The sequence below is a fragment of the Herbaspirillum camelliae genome, assembly GCF_001929405.1.
Classification (GTDB): Bacteria; Pseudomonadota; Gammaproteobacteria; order Burkholderiales; family Burkholderiaceae_D; genus Herbaspirillum; species Herbaspirillum seropedicae.
This window is the reverse complement of the sequence record NZ_KV880769.1, coordinates 2207076-2225448: the sequence shown is the minus strand read 5'-3', so window position 1 is coordinate 2225448 and position 18373 is coordinate 2207076. Positions and strand designations below refer to the sequence as shown.

Below are 18373 nucleotides of genomic sequence, written 5' to 3'. Positions count from 1 at the left end.
TTGGATACGTCCTTCTTCCCTTCCCTGCGCCGGCCCGCCTGCGTATTCGCCGCGGCCCTGCTCTGCAACCTCGCCAACGTCGCGCTGGCACAGAACGCCGCGCCCCCTGTGGCCACGCCCGCCCCCGGCCAGGTGCTGGTCACCGGCACCGTCCCTGACGAAGCCAGCAAGGCCGCCGCCCTGGCCCGCCTGCGCGAAGTCTATGGCGCCGACCGCGTGGTCGACCAGATCGCGGTGGGCCAGGTGGTGCTGCCGGCCAACTGGAACAACCATGTGCAAAGCCTGATCTCGCCCAATCTGAAAGCGGTCAGCCGTGGCCAGCTCAAGATCGACGGCACCACCGTCTCCATCACCGGCGAAGTCGCCAACGAAGCCCAGCGTCAACAGATCGCCAGCGACATGGCCAGCAGCCTCAACTCGTCCTATACGGTCAACAACGGGCTGCGCGTGTCCACCTCCGAGCAGGGTCTGCTGGATAACGTCCTGGCCAATCGCGTTGTGTCCTTCGAAAGCGGACAGGCCACCCTCACCCCCGAGGGCAAGCGCATCCTCGACGAGATCGCCGCCACCATGCTCAAGCTCAAAGGCCGTCACGTGGAAATCATCGGCAACACCGACAACGAAGGCCTGCGCGCCAGCAATATCTCGCTGTCGCTGGCCCGTGCCGATGCGGTCAAGGCCTACCTGGGCGCCAAGGGTGTCGATGAGAGCCTGCTGAGCACCTCCGGCCAAGGTCCGGATCGCCCGGTGGCCTCCAACGCCACGGCGGAGGGGCGCGCAAAGAACCGCCGCATTGAATTCCGTATCGCCAAGTAAGGACGGCGCTGCTTACGTAATCATTAGTTAGTAATTAATATTTAGTAATTAATAGCTGGTAATTACTAGTTAGTAATTGGCAGTGATTAATTAATGCTCAGTAGTCAGCAAATGCGGGCATAAAAAAACGGAACCATCGGTTCCGTTTTTTTTGGGGGCAGCGCCGATCACTCCCTGCGCGGTGGCAGCAAGCCCAGCAATTCTTCCACATGCGAGAGCGTGGAATCATCCTTGATGACACTCTTGAGCCAGGCATGCAGCGGCATTTCGCCCCACTGCGCCGCCTTGTCGGCCAGGTGCGCGACCGGGCTATGGGGCTCGGTGCGACGGAAGAATTCCGCCACTGCGCGCAACTGCGCAATGGCTTCGGCACGGGTGCGGATCGGACCTTGCTGCATCATTGCACCTCCTTGCGGCGCTTCTTGCACCGACGTTGGCGGGGCTGACACATCGGCCGCAGCACCACTGGCCGCGCTGTCCTGCAGTTGCGGGCTGCGCAGCCCGGTATCGGCCGCAAAACGCGCCACGGTCTCACGCACCGCAGTGAGCGCCTCGCGCGCGGCCGAGAAGCCCGGACCATTCACGCCCAGGCGCGCATCGACGGATTTTTCCAGTTGCTCCAGGGCTTGCACGCAGTATTGCGAATCGGCCAGCATGGCCTCGTAGAAGGCATGGGAGCTACGCTTGCGCGCCGCCTCCATGACCGCCAGCTTGACACCCTCTTCCGGCTGCCCGCCCTCGTTGGCGATCCGCTCGGCATTGGCAGCGCGGGTGCGGGCGGCCTCGAAATCGATCAGCGAATAGGCGCTGCCGCGCCCTTCGGTCAGCGCAATCTCGCGCGACATCGCCACGCTGCGGGCCAGCAGCCAGGTCAGGTTACCGACCCGCTGGTCGTGGTCGCCCTCTTCCGACTGCGGGTACATGTTGTCCCAGAAGCGATCGAACAGCCCCGCCACCAGCAGGAAACCGTCACCCAGGCCGCGCAGGCCACGCGTCTTGCAGGCCGCCTCGGAGTACCACACCGCCAGCCGCAGGTCCTTGCTGCGTCCCTCCAGCAGGCGCGCGCAGTGTTGTTCGACGAAGGGCCAGTCGGCCTCCTTGATGTCGATCACCCACTCGCCCTGGTCCAGGGTGGGATCGTCGAAGCGACGCGCCTCGGCGATGGCGTCGAGGTCGGCCGTGAAGGACAGATCCTCGCCGGCAGGCGCATTGTCGTTGATGGGATTGAGCAGAGGTTCAATGGCGGACATGGCTGGTTTGCCCCCCAAGAGGGATTTGAGCGTTGGTAGCTTCATGTTGTTGTCGTTCCGGTCTGTTTTATTGTCTTATGTTTAAGATCCGGGACCTGGCGCCGTATGGGCCAGCCCCTTTCCGGTTTTTTGGACAAGCGGGGGCGTGCTGCGTTCAGGGGCTAGGGGTTTATTTTCCGGCGGGCAGTAAGGCTTGCCGTGGTGATAACGTGTCGGGCCAGTGTGGCTGGGGAGCCGGTCGCCGCCATTGCGGACTGACACGCGACGTCCTCATGAACGACTTGCTTCTTTGCCCTGACGGCTTTCTTCGCCCACCTCTGCCGGCCAACGCGGCTCAGGTGCGCATTTCATTGCAATGTAATAACAAAGCCCAAGAGGTAACCATATCCAGAAAAACCAGATCGTCAGGAAAATGATCGGATAATCCAACCAGCGCATCTTGCTGCGGAAGCGTCTTCCTTCCTCGGTCGGTGAAATGTAGGGCATGAAGTGGAACAAGCTGCTGACGAAACTCACACCTTGCACTCTTGCTTTCAGATCAGGAATGCGGGCCGGTCCGTATGCCATGAACCGGCGGATGTAGGACCATAATTGGTACAAGGTCTCGACGGTGACGTCATTGCCCTTGAGTGAAATACGGTCAATGACCTCGTTGCTTCCTGCCTTGCAGATCACCAGCACCAGTTCATGCCGCACGACGTAGGTCTTTCCTGTGGATGCCGACACCTTGGCAATCTCGGCTTCGACCTGGTCCCAATCATAGATCTTGATTTCCGTGCGCCAGCGCTGCAGACGCCGTAATGAGGCTTTGTATTCGTAGACGTATATTTTTCTGGTGTTTCGATTGAACCGGACTGGCGTATCCCTGGGGAGCAGACAGTCATGCAGAGCGAACAGACTCGCCGCCAAGGTCGCTCCCAAGAGCATGGTGCAGTAATAGAGCCCGAACCAAGGAGCCGTGACGAAATAGTCGTACCACTGCTCGATGAGCATAGGGAAAAGGAACGAGACAGCAAACAGGAAATACATTATCCCGATCAGGACGCCAAGCCCTCTGATCACAGATGACGTACGGGAAATCTCCAGGTAGTTCTCATCGACGTGATTCAGGTCCTCATCGAGAGCGGGGCTATCCAGACGCTCGTTGAGATCGATTTCTGACTCGCGTGCTGCGAGGTCCTCATACCAGGAAGGGTTTTTCGGGGTAAATCGGGTTCTACTGCTCGCTGTCACCTATCCTCCGTGATCAATTTCCCGGCCAGGCGATTTCCGCTGTTGGCTTCCACACTGCCATGTCACGGCAAACCTTGGGCGGAATCGCATGCGGAATTGCTCTGGCAGTGGCCGATATTGTCCCCTGACCTGATCGCGCGAAGGTCGTTAACTTCGGTCCGATGACCGACATGCATTTGATACTGTCGTTCTGATCGCTGGCGGAGGTGGTTCGTCAGACCATTGTGTTCTGACTGAGTGCCACAATCCCCGCTTCAGGCCGACCGAAGAGATCGGCTTTCTGCATCAATCTCAGCCGGCCATTTAGGCTCGGGCGCACACTTCATTGCGATGTAGTTACAGATCCCAAGAGGCAACCATATCCAGAAAAACCAGATCGTCAAGAAAATGATCGGGTAATCCAGCCAGCGCATCTTGCTGCGAAAGCGCCGTCCTTCCTCGGTTGGTGAAATGTAGGGCATGAAGTGGAACAAGCTGCTAACGAAACTCACACCTTGCACTCTTGCTTTCAGATCAGGAATGCGGGTCGGTCCGTATGCCATGAACCGGCGGACGTAGGACCACAATTGATACAAGGTCTCGACGGTGACGTCATTGCCCTTGAGGGAAATACGGTCGATGACCTCGTTGGTTCCTGCCTTGCAGATCACCAGTACCAGTTCATGCCGCACGACGTAAGCCTTCCCCGTAAATCCCGACACCTTGGCAATCTCCGCCTCGATGTTATCCCAGTCATAGATCTTGATCTCCTTGCGCCAGCGCTGCAAACGCCGTAATGAGGCAGTGTATTCGTAGACGTATATTTTTCTGGTGTTTCGATTAAACCGGACTGGCGTATCTCTAGGAAGTAGACAGTCATGCAGAGCAAACAGGCCCGCCGCCAAGGCCGCTCCCACGAGCATGGTGCAGTAATAGAGCCCAAGAAAAGGAGCCCTTGTGACAAACACGTTCCACTGCCGGATCAGATCAGGAATAAGAAACGCAATAGCGCTTGCGAGAAACATTATTCCGACCAGGACGCCTAGCCCCCTAATTACCGATGACGTACGAGAAATCTCCAGGTAGTTCTCATCGACGTGGTTCAGATCTTCATCAAGAAGCGGGCTATCCAAACGCTGGTTGAAGTCGATTCCCGAATCGCGCTCTGGAAGATCCTCGTCCCAGAGCGGATTTTTGGGAGTAAATCGGCTTGTCTTACTTGCTGTCACACATCCTCCGTTACCACTGTCCCTGCCAAGCAATCTTCGCTATTAGTCGCGTCCGGCCAGAAGTTGATTACCACCGTGGTTTCTTTATATTTTCCTGAGTGGACCCCGGCGTACATTTCTACGACCTTGAGTGAGTTATCCGGGCCTGGATACACCGTCGGCAAATCGACGCCAGAAAGACCCGCATGAGATTTTAAGGTCGATGTCGCCAGCGGACGGGGAACCTTGCCAAACTGTCCTCGCTTCAACTCGATATTTCCTTTGGACTTGTGGCGAGCGAACCATACCCATTCGTAGGCTGAATTCTCTGCGCTGAAAATGCCGAATGTTATTCTCAGCTTAACATTGTAATCTTCAAGCTTATCATCGCCAAACCAACGGGTTGAAAAGCTTCGGCTACCCAGTTCGACTCTCAATCCCGACACGATGCTATTGAGCTCTTGCATTTCCTCATCCATCTGTGCGTCGGACCAGAGGCCCTTTCCATTGATGTTCCGTCCAAAATAGCATCGATCGGCCCACAGCTCAGCGGGAGAGGACTCTGCGTTCATCGCCATCCACGTGAAGAATATACCCACGCCGACTAATAGGATGACCCAACCCATTGGGCCCAGTCCCAGCAACCCGCCTAATAGCGCCGGGTTACCTATGGCGAAACCAGAGGCGATGACACCGAACGTAAACGTAACTGTAGCGACACTATAATAGCTTGAAGCATCTGCATCACCTTTTTTACCTGCTCTCACCGAAGCGGCGTGCGATTGCAGGACATCAGTGGCACCGGAGAACATGCCGATGATCCCTGCCCAGCGCATCAGAAATTTTCCCGCTGCCTCGGCGCTAAAGAGCTTGAACAAACCGCCCAAGGCTTCAGTGCTAGCGGCCAGCACGCCGATCCCCGCAGACACCAAAGATAATTGGGCTTCGGTCCCTTCTGCGCCGACTTTCTCCTTGACCGACTTCATCGAATCCTTCCACGCCCACAACTGAAAATAAAGAGAGCCTGCGGCCAGCGCAGGTTCGCCTACAGCACCAAGCTTAAGGTTTCTCGCCATCAGGTCACGCGCCAGCACACGGGCCTGCTGCGCGTTGAGCTCTATTTTCCCGACCAAGGAGCGAAGTTCCTTCCTGACTTCGTCGCTGACCATCGCCGCGGAGACAGAGAGCTTACTTAACACTGCCTTGCCAGTATCAGCCGCAGACTTAGCAGCATTAGAAATGGCCGCCTTGATGACTGAAACCTTTTCAATGCTCCAGATAGTGACGTCGATGATGCGATCACGAATCCTCGCATCGGAGATACTAAGAAAGCCCGCAAACAGCAACGAATTGACTCGCTTGCGCATGCCATCCCGTACTTTCGTCCCTAATTCATTAAGCAACTTGAGGTAGTCGCCAACCGTCATCCTTACTTTGATGAAAGTCGTGCTGATCCCGCTATACAAATATTGGCCCGCCTGGATGGCGCGGTTGACGGCCAATGACGCCACTTGACTCAGTTTGGCGTCCACTCTCGTGGAAACCGCGCTGATGGTGGTCATGAGGCTCGCAGCCCATGTCTTGACACGACCATCGATGAAGTGCTCTAACTTCTTCGGTCCGTCTACTTCTTCTGAGGCAGTGATTCCTTTAGCGGTCTCGTACAGTTTATCGGTCTTGTTCAGCTCGTTATCTTCGCTCCACAGAGAAGGTTTTTCTGGGAGGAGGAAGGCTAGCAGTTCCTTGCGACCGCCGAACAAGCCCTGAAACACTGGATTAGTCACATCATCGGGCTTGGCGGAAAACCATTTCATCCATAGCGCCTGCGAATACTCGTCCTCGCCGGTTCCGCCAGACAAGCATACGGCTGACATCTCGACAAAATCCTTGTAGTCAGATCCGTAGTTCGTCACATAGTCTTTGAAATGCAAGCGCCAGGCATCGTGCCCGGCCCATAAGGCCCAGTCGTGACCTTGGTTCTTGATGCCCTCCTGGAAACCCTTCATCGCCTCGGTATAGCGCTGATCGAAGGCCGCGCGGGCGCCTTCGTCGTAACGCCTGGCGATCCGGATCCACGCATCGTCGGCGTCCCGCTGAGCGCGCTCTGCGCGGGTCGTCGTCTTCATGTTGTAGACGGAGATGCCTGCTGTCCCCGACATTGGTATGGATTCGGTATCCAGCTCGTATTGCTTGTCCGGCTTCTTGTCCTTCTTCTCTTGAGCCTCACGATTGGCGGAAGCGGCCTGTTCAAAGAATTTCTTGAGGCCGAGTATCGACTGAGAGACTATCAGCGGCCGCATCACGGCTGCCCCAAAGTCCTGACGCGCTTTCACCACGCGGGAAACTGCGCCGTTCAGCTCCTGCACCATACCAACCGGATCATGCAGAACGAATGCTGCCATCTTCCGCTTCGTCTTCTTCTGGTAGGCGGTAGCATGTTCGCCAACGGCGGCCAGTTGACCGCTGCGGGGATAGTTGCCGTGCAGACTCTCCCACTGGAAATCGCCTTTGGTTACCTTCTCGGCAGACACCACTGGCGCCGGATACCGTAGACGCTTGGCATAGTCACCGGCATCCCTGGCATATTCCTCGACATAGGCATGCAGGCTCGTCCCGTCGGGGGTGATCTCCAGCGCATTGGGAACCTGTGCAGGCGCGTTGGCCATCTGGGTCAAGTCAACCTGCTGCATCCGGGCATCCGGCTTCGCCTCAAAGGCAGAACGCACTTCCTTGCGCCAGGGAAGTTCAGAGAAGCCGATCCATACCTTCTTGTACTTCTCGGGAATGTTGATAAAACTGGCCGGTATGTTATGACCATCCCGCTTGCATGCCTCGGTCAATGGACGGTTACCCTTGGCATCTGGATCGTCGGGATTCTTCAGCAAGCGCAGGTAGCCATCATCGGTTACCGCGTAGGTCTGCCAATGACCTTTGACCCCCATGTAGACATGGACATAGCCTTTGCGCAGCACGCGCAACGTGTAGCGATTTCCTTTGAGCGGCTGCGCCGCGAACTTGTCCATCTGCGGTAGCGACTGCGGGCCAGCGCCTATTGCAGTGACATAGGAGGGCTTGACGGCATAGCGCAGTGGCAGGATAGGATAGCCCGTGCGCTGGCAGAAACTGCATTGACCATTGCTGCCGAGCGCGCATTTCTGTGCACTATTGACATTGGCGCGCATCGTCGCCGCGCCAGTGGTCGATTTAACTTGAGTGACTTCAGTGCCCATCAGAACCTCTCCAAATACAGTTTAATCAGCCCCGCGTGACGCGGCGATTTCTTCCAGCGTGTTGTCGGACAGTTCGCACATCAGTTCACTCAAGGTCTGTTCGCCCTGCTGCGCCTGTCTGATCGCCTTCGCCGCGGCGGGATGCGCGGTCCAATTGCGTGAAATCGAAAAGTCGTTGAGCGCGAAGAAGACCAGATCTTCAGTACGTTGCAGTCCTAGGTCCCCGGCCCGCTGCAGGGACGCATCGATGGCGGTTTCCGGGTGGGTGGGCAGGATGATCCCGGCGTCTGCCATTGCCATGGCAACCAGCCGCGCATTGGCTACCCGCTGCTGCGCCTGCCAGTGCCGCTGGTTGAGGTGTTCCTTGCTGGAGATTCCTTCGGCCAATTCATTGACCGCGAGACTATGGAGTTCACCCTGCATGTCCAGCCACAGCCAGTGGCTGATCGGTCCCAGCCAGCGGCGCAGGAAACTCTCCAGTCCCGCATCGGCCACCAGCGACAGGCGATGGGGCTCAAACAACGGCAGTACACGGCGACATCCGCGCAGCACGTCGAACAACTCACATGCACGCGCCAGATGGGTGGCGACGTCATGGGCCGGACTTTCCGACACCAGCCATCCACAAACGTAACTGCCATTAATGCTGTCACGCCGACGCCATGCGTGGTCGATGCTCAAATCCAGCAGCAACTCGTCGGGATATCCGCGATCGCCAGGTGAATACAGCGTTACCAAGGAAGGGCAAATCGCGGGATCGTGTACAAAATCGGCGCGCGGCACCGGGACTGCCTTGGCCGGAATATCGCGCTTGGCCAGACGGGCAATGTGCAACGCATCATCATCGGCGCAGGGGTGATTGCCATCCAATAGCAGATGCACATGGCTGCGGGGATGGACTTCGCGCAACTGAAACAAGACGGCACGCAGTTGTTCATTGACTTGGGATTGGCTCATGATGCGATCCTTCTTACGCCGTTCACAGAATTCGGGCACCCTCAGGCGCCACTCTTGTACTCACAATCAGCCAACGGCCCAGGCGCCGGCACGCTAGCACTGGCGCCAGAACTGGCCGGCCCAGTCAATTCCTTGGCACTCGCCCTGAACTCCATCGCCCCCGGCCCATGCACCTCGATATTGCCGCCTTCCAGCCGCAACCACGCGCCTTGCGCCGCCAGCTGCACATGCTGTTTGCCCGCAACGCTGACATCCTTGCCCACGCTGGCCACCGTCAACTGCTTGGCCGAGGTCAGCAAGGTCTGCCCGGCCTGGCTCTGCACGCTGACCTTGCCCGCCGCTGCATGCAGGGCCATGCCGATTTCCTGGTTCGGCTTGCTGCCATTGCTGGCCTTGCCATAGGTGAAGAGGCTGATGCCGGATTTGCTCAGGTAATGCAGATTGCCCTGGGCGATCTGGTTGATATCCTTGCCCGCCGTGACGCTGCTGGTCACACCCGCGGCGATGATAGCGCTGGCCGGGGTGACGGCGGCGATGCCGGCCGGGCTGGAGAGCTGCAGCTGCGGGGCGCTGAAGGCGGTGGTGGCGCTGCTGCCCTGGCCATCACTAGCACTGCTGCCGGTGCTGGCGCTCTGGGTGGCCTTGAGCACCTCGATGCTCTCTCCCATGGCTTCAACCGCCGGTAGTTTGGCGGCGTCGCTCTCGCCTTCCAGGCGGGCGTTGTGCTTTTGCGCGGTCTCGGCCAGCTGCTGCTGCTTTTGTGCGCTCTCGCTCAATTGCGACAGTCCCTGCGTCATGTCCAGCTGGGCGCTGATGCTCTTTTCGGTCGAGACCAGCAGGCCTTGCCCTGCGCGCAGCGCAGCGCTGTACAGGGTCTTCAGTTCGAAGCCCTGGCCGGTCGTGGCCAGGCGCTGGTTGTCGGTCTGCTGGCGCAGCAGGCCGAGGTTGAGTTCGCTGGCGCCGTCGTGGGCGTCGGCGTGCTGTTGCAGCGCTGCGCGCGCCTGTCCGGGGCTGTCGTCGAACACCAGCTGGTTATAGCCTCCGCCGCCGCTCTGGCTGGCGGAGAGGGCCTGGGTCTTGATGCCGGAGAGCACGGCGGCATGATTGTGCGCGCCACTGCTGCCCGGGAACCAGGCCGGGGCATTGCCGGTGGCGCTGCCTGCGCCCTGCCCGGCCTGGTTGCCCTGGGCATTGTCGACGCCGCGGCCGTTGTAGAGGGTGCCGATCACCACCGGTCGGTCGATATCGCCTTCGATGAAATCGATCAGCACTTCCTGCCCCACGCGAGGCACGGCCTGGCCGCCCCAGTTGGCGCCGGCCGTGGGCGCAAGGCCGGCCAGCACGCGCACCCAGGTGCCGGCCTGTTCGTTGGCGGGGGCGCCCACATGATCGTCGGGCGTCGGTGAGGACAGGCCGCTGTGGCTGCGCTCGCCGCGTTGCCAGTGGAATTGCACGCGGATGCGGTTGTCGCGGTCGGTGTGCACGGCCTGGCCCTGCGCGCCTACGACCACGGCGCTCTGCTGGCCATGGGCCTGGGGCTTGGGATAGAGGCGTTCGCCCTGGGCATCGACCAGCAGGGGGCGATAGGGAATCTTGTGGCGGATGGCTTCGAAGCGGTTGCGATAGACCGGGCGCGCCTGCGTATCGGCGGAGCGCAAGGCGGTGTCGAGCAGGCTGCCTTTGTGGTCGTGATCGTCCAGTTGGGCTTGGCCCAGCAGCGCCGTCACGCCGGCCTTGAGGTCGGCGCTCAGGTTGTTGTGCGCCTGGTGGACCACGCGCAGCAGGACGAACTGGTCGTCGTCGCCGCCGTCGTGGTCGTAGTGGCCGGTGAGCGTGAAGGTGGTGCCGGGCAGGAAGCTGCGTACGGTGCCCGCGCCGGTGAAGACCTTGTTGCGCACTTCGATGGCCTGCATCTGGTTGAGCGCCTGGCGCTGCGCCTGTTCGGGGCTCTCGTTGATGTATTGGCCGGGGGCGTCGCGACTGGTGAGGACCAGCTTGTCATGGGCGTTCTCGCCGCTGCTGGCGGTGCTGGCCGCACGCACGGCGGCCTGGCGGTAATCCCAGGTGAGGATCTCGACCGCATTGGTCTGCCAGCGGCGCACGCTGCGCCAGCGGTCGATGTTGTCCTGGGCCGTCACGGCGCTGGTTTGCGCAAAGGCGACGGTGGAACGCGCATTGGGCTTGAAGCTGCCGTTATGGTCGGCGATCACCACCGTATGGCTGCCCAGGCTGGCGCTGTTGCTGTCGCCCTGGTGTTCGATGTAGTAGAACAGGCCTTCCTCGACCAGCAGGCGGGTGATGAAGGCCAGGTCGGTTTCTTGGTACTGCGTGGCCAGGCTGCGCTTGGCATAGGCCGAGGCATCCTGCAGATCCAATCGCCAGGCGGGTTGCAGACGGCCCTGGCCGCGATAGTCGGCGAAGACGGCTTCGATGATGGCCGGTGCACTCATGTCCTGGAACACGGCGCTGTCGCGGCGGTGGCGCAGGAAGGAGAGCCAGGGTTCTATCGTCAGCAGGTAGCGGGCCATGCCGCCATTGGCGCCTTCCATGCGGCAGGCGGTCACATGGCCGTGGAAGGCGCGCGCGCCGCCATCGGTATCCAGTTCCAGCAGCACCGGCTGGCCCAGCAGCTTGCGCAGCGAGATGTCGGCGTTCAGGCTCAGGCACGACAGCTGCAGGCGATAGCCGGCGATGGCTTGGTCGATGGCGCTGCTGTCCTCCCCCGGGCCGACCTGCTCCACCGCCTGCAGGCGCTCGGCCATCAGGGCATGGGGGCCGTAGTGCTGGTCCAGCGTGGTATGCAGGCGCATCACGCGGGCCGACTGGCTCCACGCGCCGAACAGGGCGGCCAGGTCCGGCATGTTCATGGCCGGCCCCTGGCGGCGCCGGGTGGTGGCGAGGTCGAAGGATGGGGAGCTGCTGTGCGCGTCATGATCTCACTCAAGCATGGTTACTTATCATTGATTACTGGTTACTGGATGGTGTATTTGAAGTCGCCCTTCTTGCCGGCCGACACCTTGATGCGGCTGATGCCCTGGCCTTCGGCCATGCGCGCCAGCACGCTCTCGGCGATCTCGGGCAGCAGGCTGCCGTTGAGGATGTTGTCGACATTGCGCGCGCCCGAATCCACTTCGGTGCAGCGCGCCAGCACGGCTTCGACCAGTGCCTTGTCGTAGCTGAACTCGGCCTTGTGGTTCTCGGCGATGCGATTGGCGATGCGTCCGAGCTTGAGCTTGATGATCTGCTCGAGCACCTCGTCGCTGATCGGATAGTAGGGAATGACCTTGAGGCGCCCGAGGAAGGCCGGTTTGAAGGCCTTGACCAGTTGCGGACGGATCAGTACGTCGAGCTCGTCCGGCGTTGGCAGCTCGGCGGCGCTCTTGTTCAGGCAGGCCTGCATCAGCTGCGAGGAGGCGACGTTGCTGGTGAGGATGATGATGGTGTTCTTGAAGTCGATCTCGCGCCCTTCGCCGTCATCCATCACGCCCTTGTCGAAGACCTGGAAGAACAGCTCCAGCACGTCCGGGTGGGCTTTCTCGACCTCGTCGAGCAGCACCACGCTGTAGGGATTGCGTCGCACCGCTTCGGTGAGCACGCCGCCTTCGCCGTAGCCGACGTAGCCGGGGGGCGAGCCTTTGAGGCCCGAGACGGTATGGGCTTCCTGGTACTCGCTCATGTTGATGGTGATGAGCTTGCGTTCGCCGCCGTAGAGCACGTCGGCCAGGGCCAGGGCGGTCTCGGTCTTGCCCACGCCGGAGGGGCCGACGAACAGGAACACGCCCTTGGGCTTGCCCGGATCATCCAGGTTGGCGCGCGAGGTGCGCACGCGCTGCGCGACGGCGGCGGTGGCCTGGGGCTGGCCGAGCACGCGCTCCTTGAGCAGCGCATCCAGTCCCAGCACGGTCTTGATCTCATCCTTGACCATCTTGCCAAGCGGGATGCCAGTCCAGCCGGCGACGATCTCGGCCACCACATGGCCATCGACCTGCACCGGCACCATCGGCGTTTCGCCCTGATGTTGCTTCAACTGGGCCAGCAGTTGCTGCAACTCGGTGCGGGCGGCCTCGCTGTCAGGGCTGCTGGCGCTTTCCTGGTTGGCCTCTTCCAGCGCGGCGCGGGCGGTCTGGATGCGGCCATTGAGTTCGCGCTCCTGCTCCCAGCGTTGCTGCAGATCGGTCTGCTCGGCGATGGCCTGCGCGTGCTGGGCCTGCAGTTCACCCAGACGGGTGGCGTGGGAAGCGCCGCTACGGGTTTCGCGCTCCAGTGCGGCGATCTCGGCGGCGAGCCGTTCCAGGCGGCGGGTCACGCCTTCCAGGCGCGCGGGGGTGGCGTTCTGGCCCAGGGCTACCTTGGCGCAGGCGGTATCGAGCACGCTGATAGCCTTGTCGGGCAGCTGGCGGCCGCTGATATAGCGATGCGACAGGCGCACGGCTTCGGTGATGGCTTCGTCGTAGACGCGCACGCCGAAGTGCTTTTCCATCAGCGGGGCCATGGCGCGCAGCATGGCGCAGGCGACTTCTTCGGTCGGCTCCTCGACCTTGATGACCTGGAAGCGGCGGGCCAGGGCGGCGTCCTTCTCGAAGTACTTCTTGTACTCGCTCCAGGTGGTGGCGGCGATGGTGCGCAACTCGCCCCGCGCCAATGCTGGCTTGAGCAGGTTGGCGGCGTCGTTCTGGCCGGCCTGGCCGCCGGCGCCGATCATGGTGTGGGCTTCGTCGATGAAGAGGATGATGGGATGCGGGCTCTTCTTGACCTCGTCGATGACGCCCTTGAGGCGGTTCTCGAACTCGCCCTTGACGCTGGCGCCGGCCTGCAGCAGGCCCATGTCCAGCGTGTGGATCTCCACGCCCTGCAGGGCCTGCGGCACATCATCCTGGGCGATGCGCAGCGCCAGCCCTTCGACCACGGCGGTCTTGCCCACGCCGGCTTCACCGGTGAGGATGGGGTTGTTCTGGCGGCGCCGCAGCAGGATATCGACGGCCTGGCGGATCTCGCCATCGCGGCCGACGACCGGGTCGATCTTGCCGTCGCGGGCGCGTTGGGTGAGGTTGGTGGTGTACTGGTCCAGCGCGGGCGTCCTGCCGCCGGCGCGCATCTCGCCGACCGGGTCGCCGCCCTGCTGCTCGTCTGCCTGCCCATCAGCGGCTGCCGATGCGGAGGATGGGGCTTCCACCGAACCTTCGGTCAGCTTGGCCAGGTCGTGCTTGAGTTCATCCACCTTGAAGCGGGCAAACAGTTTGGAGCCGCGATAGGCCAGCTGCGCCAGCTCGGTCTGGGTCAGCAGCGCCAGCAGCAGATGGCCGCTGCGGATGCTGGGGCGCTCGCCATCGAGCGAGGCGATCAGCCAGCCATGTTCGAACAGCGTCTGCAGATGGGACGAGAGCACCGGGGTGCGGGTGTTGCCGTTCTTGAACTGGCTGATCTCATGTTCCAGATCGGCCTGCAGGCTGTCAGGGCTGATGCCGCTGCGGCGCACGATCAGGCTGAAGTCGGTCTGCGGGTTTTCCAGCAGCGCCAGGAACAGGTGCTCCAGGTCCACTTCATACTGGCCGCGCGCCATGCACAGGCTGGCAGCACGTTCGGTGGCGAGGCGGCTGCTGTCGTTGAGCTTGCTGATCAGCGATTTGAGGTTGATGCCCATGGTGTTGGTTTTCCCGTTTTGTCGTTGTTGGCGGTGTCGTCAGTGCACGGCGAGCTGATAGCAGATATCGGCCCGGTCCTGCTGTTGCGGTGCGGTGGCCACGAAGCTGTCCCAGCCCAGGCGGCCGCCGGTACGGTCCGGTGACAGTCCCAGTCCGCGTACGTCTTCGGCGCGCAAGATCAGCTGGATCTCGTACTCCAGCGTGGGGCCGGTGAATATGCCCAGCATGCGCGAGAGCGCCTGCGATGCGCGTGCGCCCGGCAGGAACTGCTCGAAGTCCGGCAAGGCCAGCGGCCCCAGGCGCAGGCGCATGCGCAGGTCGCGCTGCCAGACGCGCTGGCCGGCCATGGCGGTGCCCAGCGCCGAGTTGGTCGATCCCAGCATGGTCTGGTGCTCGCGCGGTACGTCGTACCATTGGCCGACGAATTGCTCGATGGTCAGCGGTATCGAGAAATACTCGCTCAATACCTGCTGCATGTAAGGTGCGGAGGCGGGCCGGTGGCTCAGTGCGGCGGCGAAATGGGCGATGGATTCATCGCGCACACCGCGGCCATCGACTTCCAGCAGGCGTTCCCGCAGCGAGCGAAAACCGATGCCCGACAGCGACAGCAGCAGCGGCAGGAATTTGTCGCGGCGTCCCATCTCGTACTGGAAGGCCAGGCGGTACTTGCTCCAGGCCTGGTAGAACAAGGCCAGCGAACGCGTGGAGAACACATCCAGGAAGGCGCGCGGACCTTCGTCGCGGTGCTCGATCTGGTGGCGGGCGATGCGCTCGGTGTAGTGCGCGGGCAGCGCGCCGTTGCCGCCCAGGAATCCCATGAAGGTGGGCGTCAGGCGCACGTATTTCATCTTGCCTTCGCGCAGCGACTGCGCCATGCCGGCCACCGAGGTATCGTCGCTGCTGGCGACGGCGTCGATGGCCTCGATCTCGCTGGCAGGAAAACCCAGCGCGGTGCGATTGGCGAAACGCAGGAAGTCGCACACCGCGCGCTCGGGCGCCACGCCATTGCGCTTGAACCAGAGTTCGATCATGCGCACGGCCTGGAAAAACTGGAAGCGATGAGGAGCGGCGAAGAGCCGCTCGATCACGCTAGGTTCAAATCGCCGCTGCGTGGCTTGCATATCAGCAGTTCCTCTGCGGTGCGTTTGGATAACACGCGTAATTGCGTAAAGCTGTTGGCGTGCACGTACAGACCCAGGAAGCGGTCGATCACGCCGGCAAAGGCGTGCAGTCCGCTACCGACGAAACCCTCTTCATCGACAGTGAGCTTGACCTCGATGCCCCGCACCAGGCTGGCAAAGGGATTGCCAGGGAGCCAGGCGGTGCTGGCCTTGTGGTCGATGGACACGATGGCGCCGATCTGGCGCTGCGAGATGGGTGAATTGGACAGGTCGTAGAGGGTGAGCATCTCCTGGAAGGCTTCCAGCCCGCCGCGCATGAGCGAGAGATGGTTCAGCGACAGATGCGAGATCAGCCGCCAGTGCGCACCGCGCCCGCGCTCAAAGCGCGCCGGCAGCGTGGGCTTGCGCAGCAGCGCGGCCGAACGCACTAGTCCGCCGCCTTCCATCTGCAGATCGCCGCCGGGCAGGCCATAGGTGAGCGAGGCCGGCAGGTCGCGGTTGGTGCAGGTCAGTTCGATGGATAGCGTATCGGTCTCCACCTCGGCGGGATCGAAATCGATATCGACGATGGAGATCTCGGTCTCGTAGCCGGGGCTCTTCAAGGCCACCAGCTCGTCGCGGCGCATGGCCCAGTAGTGCCCTTCCTTTTCCGGCGACTGCCCATGGCGCAGCGAGTAGAAGGGACGGAACTGGGTCACCGATTCGCCCTGCGGGGTCTGCCGCACCAGTTGCACCGAATCGATGGAATAGACCTCATAGCCGAAGGCGCGACGGGCGTCCGGCACCACCGGATAGGAGGCGCCGGCATGGGTCAGGCGGATCGGGTCACCGCGCTGGCGGAACAGGTTGATGACCGGGGTGCAGCCCAACAGCAGATTGGCCGCGCTCACGCCGCCCAATTGGCGGGCTACGTGGGAATCGGCGCGCAGGCCCGACAGGCCCAGGTGCAGCGTGAACTTGCGCGTGCCGGTGGGCAGCACGGCCAGGATGGCGGCCAGGTCCAGGTCAAAGAAATTGAATTTCTCGGGGAAGCTGAAATATTCGGTCAGCAGCCGATAGGCCGGGTGCGAACGCGCGGGGAAATCGATCAGCGCATCGTCTTCGGCAAAACCCACCTCGGCCAGCGGTACCTTGCGCAAGGCGGTCCAGCGACCACTGTTGGGCAGTTCCACCCAGGCTGCGACGCTGCGCATGAACAGGCTGTCACGCAAGGCTGCGCAGAACGAGGCCTCGCCATCGATGAACACGCGCAGCGAGGACAGGCCCAGTTGCGCCAGCGTGAGCTGTTCGGAGGTGGTGTCGATGACGATGGACAGCGACGAGCTCACCGAGGTCGGCAGCGTGACTGCCTCGGGGGCTTCGATGATGGGGGCGAAGGTGGCGTGCGAGAGGCGGATCGGCGCTACGGTGACGTCGTAGGCGGTCTGGAACTTGCACGCCACGCCCTTGACCTGGCGCGTGGTCAGCGCAGTGCCGCGCGGGATCACGCTGGCGGTGGTCAACTGGGCGGCCGAGGCGGCGTAATCCATGCGCGCAATCGAGCAGGATGGGAAAGGCCGCAGGTAGTGCGGATAGAGCACCTCGAAGAGGGCTTCGGTGAATTCCGGATAATCGTCGTCGAGCCGCTTGGAGACGCGCGCATTGAGCAGTGCATAGGACTGGATCATGCGCTCGATGTGCGGATCTTCGCAGACCTCGCCGGACATCAGCAGGCTGCCGGCGATCTTGGGATAGCGTTCGGAAAACTCCCGCGAGTAGCGCCGCAGGAAGCTCAGTTCGCGTTCATAGTAGGGAAGCAGCTCTTGCACTTAGACTCCTATGCGCGTGGCGCGCCCCTTGCTGATCGAATACTGCAGGCTGGAAGGCTGCAGCACGGCGTCGAAGCTGACCGCCTCGCGGGCCGCATTGACGACCAGCAAGGCGCTGATGGCGAAATTGAGACGGTTGATGCTGCCTTCCTGCACCTCCAGCGAGGCGCGCACATTGCGCAGGCGCGGCTCGTGGCGGGCGATCGCCTCTTCCAGCGAGCGACAGATGGCGGTGCGGTCATCGAGGCTGGCCAGGCTCATGCCGGCGAAGTCGTTCAGACCATAGGCCACGATGGATTTGCCGCATTCGGGGAAATGCCGGAACAGCTGCTCCGGGACCACGGCGCGCGTATTGAGCATGGCCTCCAGATCGCGGGCCACGGCGTCCTTGAGTTCTTCGATCGACAGGCGGCTGACCACGGTATTGGGCGACACCCGGTCGCTCTCGTGCATGAGCCTGTCAAAGAGGCTGGGAGCAAAGCCTTTCATATGCCTTATCCGACGTTTAAGGTGTTCGAATTATTCAGCCGGGAACAAGCAAGACCCGCTGGCGCTGATGCCGCCGCGGGTCTCTTGCAACAGCGCGTGCGCCGCCGCCCAGGACGGCTGCGCACGCAGGTACAGCCAGGGATCAGATGACCTTGTTGGTCGACAGGTCCCAGCCGCCCGAGGTGTTGCCGGCGGTGCCGCCATCCTTCTTCTGCTGGGTGTACTTCCACTTGACGGTGGAGTACTTCAGGCCGACGGTTTCGTTGAGGATCTCGCCGGACTCGATGCTGGGCTTGACGCTGCTGATCATCACGTTGGTCAGTTCGATCTCGAAGTAGCGCACGCGCTCGCCCTTGCCGTCGGCGCGCATGAATTCGAACTTGGCCTTGGGAATGGTCTTGCCCGAGGACGAGTTCTGCAGCAGCAGCGGAGAGGCCAGGTCAGCGACCTTGGTGAAGACGATATCCTTGTGCTCGCAACGCTCGGCGGTGTGACCGCCGCCGGTGGAGGCCGTAGCCGACTTCGGCTGCAGGACTTCCCAGTCGACGGTCTTGCACTCGATCCAGTCCTTGTGCAGATCATCGGTCGATTCGCCCTTGATACCGTCGATTTGGAGGTAGACGTCAATTGCCATAACTTA

The 18373-nt window shown here is 61.6% G+C and carries 12 protein-coding genes; 1 reads left to right on the top strand and 11 read right to left on the bottom strand.

Annotation, left to right across the window (positions count from 1 at the left end; translation table 11 throughout):
* The gene (locus BGK68_RS09930; protein ID WP_075256965.1) at positions 1-816 is read left to right on the top strand and encodes an OmpA family protein; all 816 of its coding nucleotides are present in this window, start codon (positions 1-3) and stop codon (positions 814-816) included.
* Between the two features lie 167 nt (positions 817-983).
* On the opposite strand, the gene tssA is transcribed toward BGK68_RS09930, so the two are convergent.
* The 11 genes from tssA to BGK68_RS09875 all read right to left on the bottom strand — a co-directional run bounded on the left by tssA (position 984) and on the right by BGK68_RS09875 (position 18367).
* On the bottom strand, positions 984-2111 hold the full coding sequence (gene tssA, locus BGK68_RS09925) for a type VI secretion system protein TssA (protein WP_075256964.1): 1128 nt from the start codon (positions 2109-2111) through the stop codon (positions 984-986).
* Positions 2112-2336: 225 nt separating this feature from the next.
* Positions 2337-3299 (bottom strand): DUF6708 domain-containing protein, encoded by a 963-nt coding sequence (locus BGK68_RS09920; protein WP_075256963.1) that lies wholly within the window; start codon positions 3297-3299, stop codon positions 2337-2339.
* Positions 3300-3553: 254 nt separating this feature from the next.
* Positions 3554-4507, bottom strand: a complete 954-nt coding sequence (locus tag BGK68_RS09915) for a DUF6708 domain-containing protein (RefSeq protein ID WP_075256962.1) — start codon at positions 4505-4507, stop codon at positions 3554-3556.
* Positions 4504-7716 (bottom strand): T6SS effector BTH_I2691 family protein, encoded by a 3213-nt coding sequence (locus tag BGK68_RS09910; protein ID WP_075256961.1) that lies wholly within the window; start codon positions 7714-7716, stop codon positions 4504-4506. Before BGK68_RS09910 ends, BGK68_RS09915 begins: the two co-directional genes overlap by 4 nt.
* A 21-nt stretch (positions 7717-7737) precedes the next feature.
* Positions 7738-8673 (bottom strand): hypothetical protein, encoded by a 936-nt coding sequence (locus tag BGK68_RS09905; protein ID WP_075259761.1) that lies wholly within the window; start codon positions 8671-8673, stop codon positions 7738-7740.
* A 41-nt stretch (positions 8674-8714) separates the two neighbouring features.
* Positions 8715-11540 (bottom strand): type VI secretion system Vgr family protein, encoded by a 2826-nt coding sequence (locus BGK68_RS09900; RefSeq protein WP_075256960.1) that lies wholly within the window; start codon positions 11538-11540, stop codon positions 8715-8717.
* Positions 11541-11644: 104 nt separating this feature from the next.
* Positions 11645-14314 carry a type VI secretion system ATPase TssH gene (gene tssH / locus BGK68_RS09895; protein WP_075256959.1) on the bottom strand — a complete coding sequence of 890 codons (2670 nt, stop codon included), beginning with the start codon at positions 14312-14314 and terminating at the stop codon, positions 11645-11647.
* Positions 14315-14353: 39 nt separating this feature from the next.
* Entirely contained in the window at positions 14354-15436 is a 1083-nt protein-coding gene (gene tssG / locus BGK68_RS09890; protein WP_075256958.1) for a type VI secretion system baseplate subunit TssG, read from the bottom strand.
* Positions 15400-17244 carry a type VI secretion system baseplate subunit TssF gene (gene tssF, locus BGK68_RS09885; protein WP_075256957.1) on the bottom strand — a complete coding sequence of 615 codons (1845 nt, stop codon included), beginning with the start codon at positions 17242-17244 and terminating at the stop codon, positions 15400-15402. The genes tssG and tssF overlap by 37 nt, the downstream gene beginning before the upstream one ends.
* Positions 17245-17733: a type VI secretion system baseplate subunit TssE gene (gene tssE / locus BGK68_RS09880; protein ID WP_075256956.1), complete on the bottom strand. Its 489-nt coding sequence runs from the start codon at positions 17731-17733 to the stop codon at positions 17245-17247. It abuts the gene before it with no gap.
* 142 nt (positions 17734-17875) lie between these two features.
* Positions 17876-18367: an Hcp family type VI secretion system effector gene (locus tag BGK68_RS09875; RefSeq protein ID WP_013232779.1), complete on the bottom strand. Its 492-nt coding sequence runs from the start codon at positions 18365-18367 to the stop codon at positions 17876-17878.
* Positions 18368-18373: the final 6 nt, after the last annotated feature.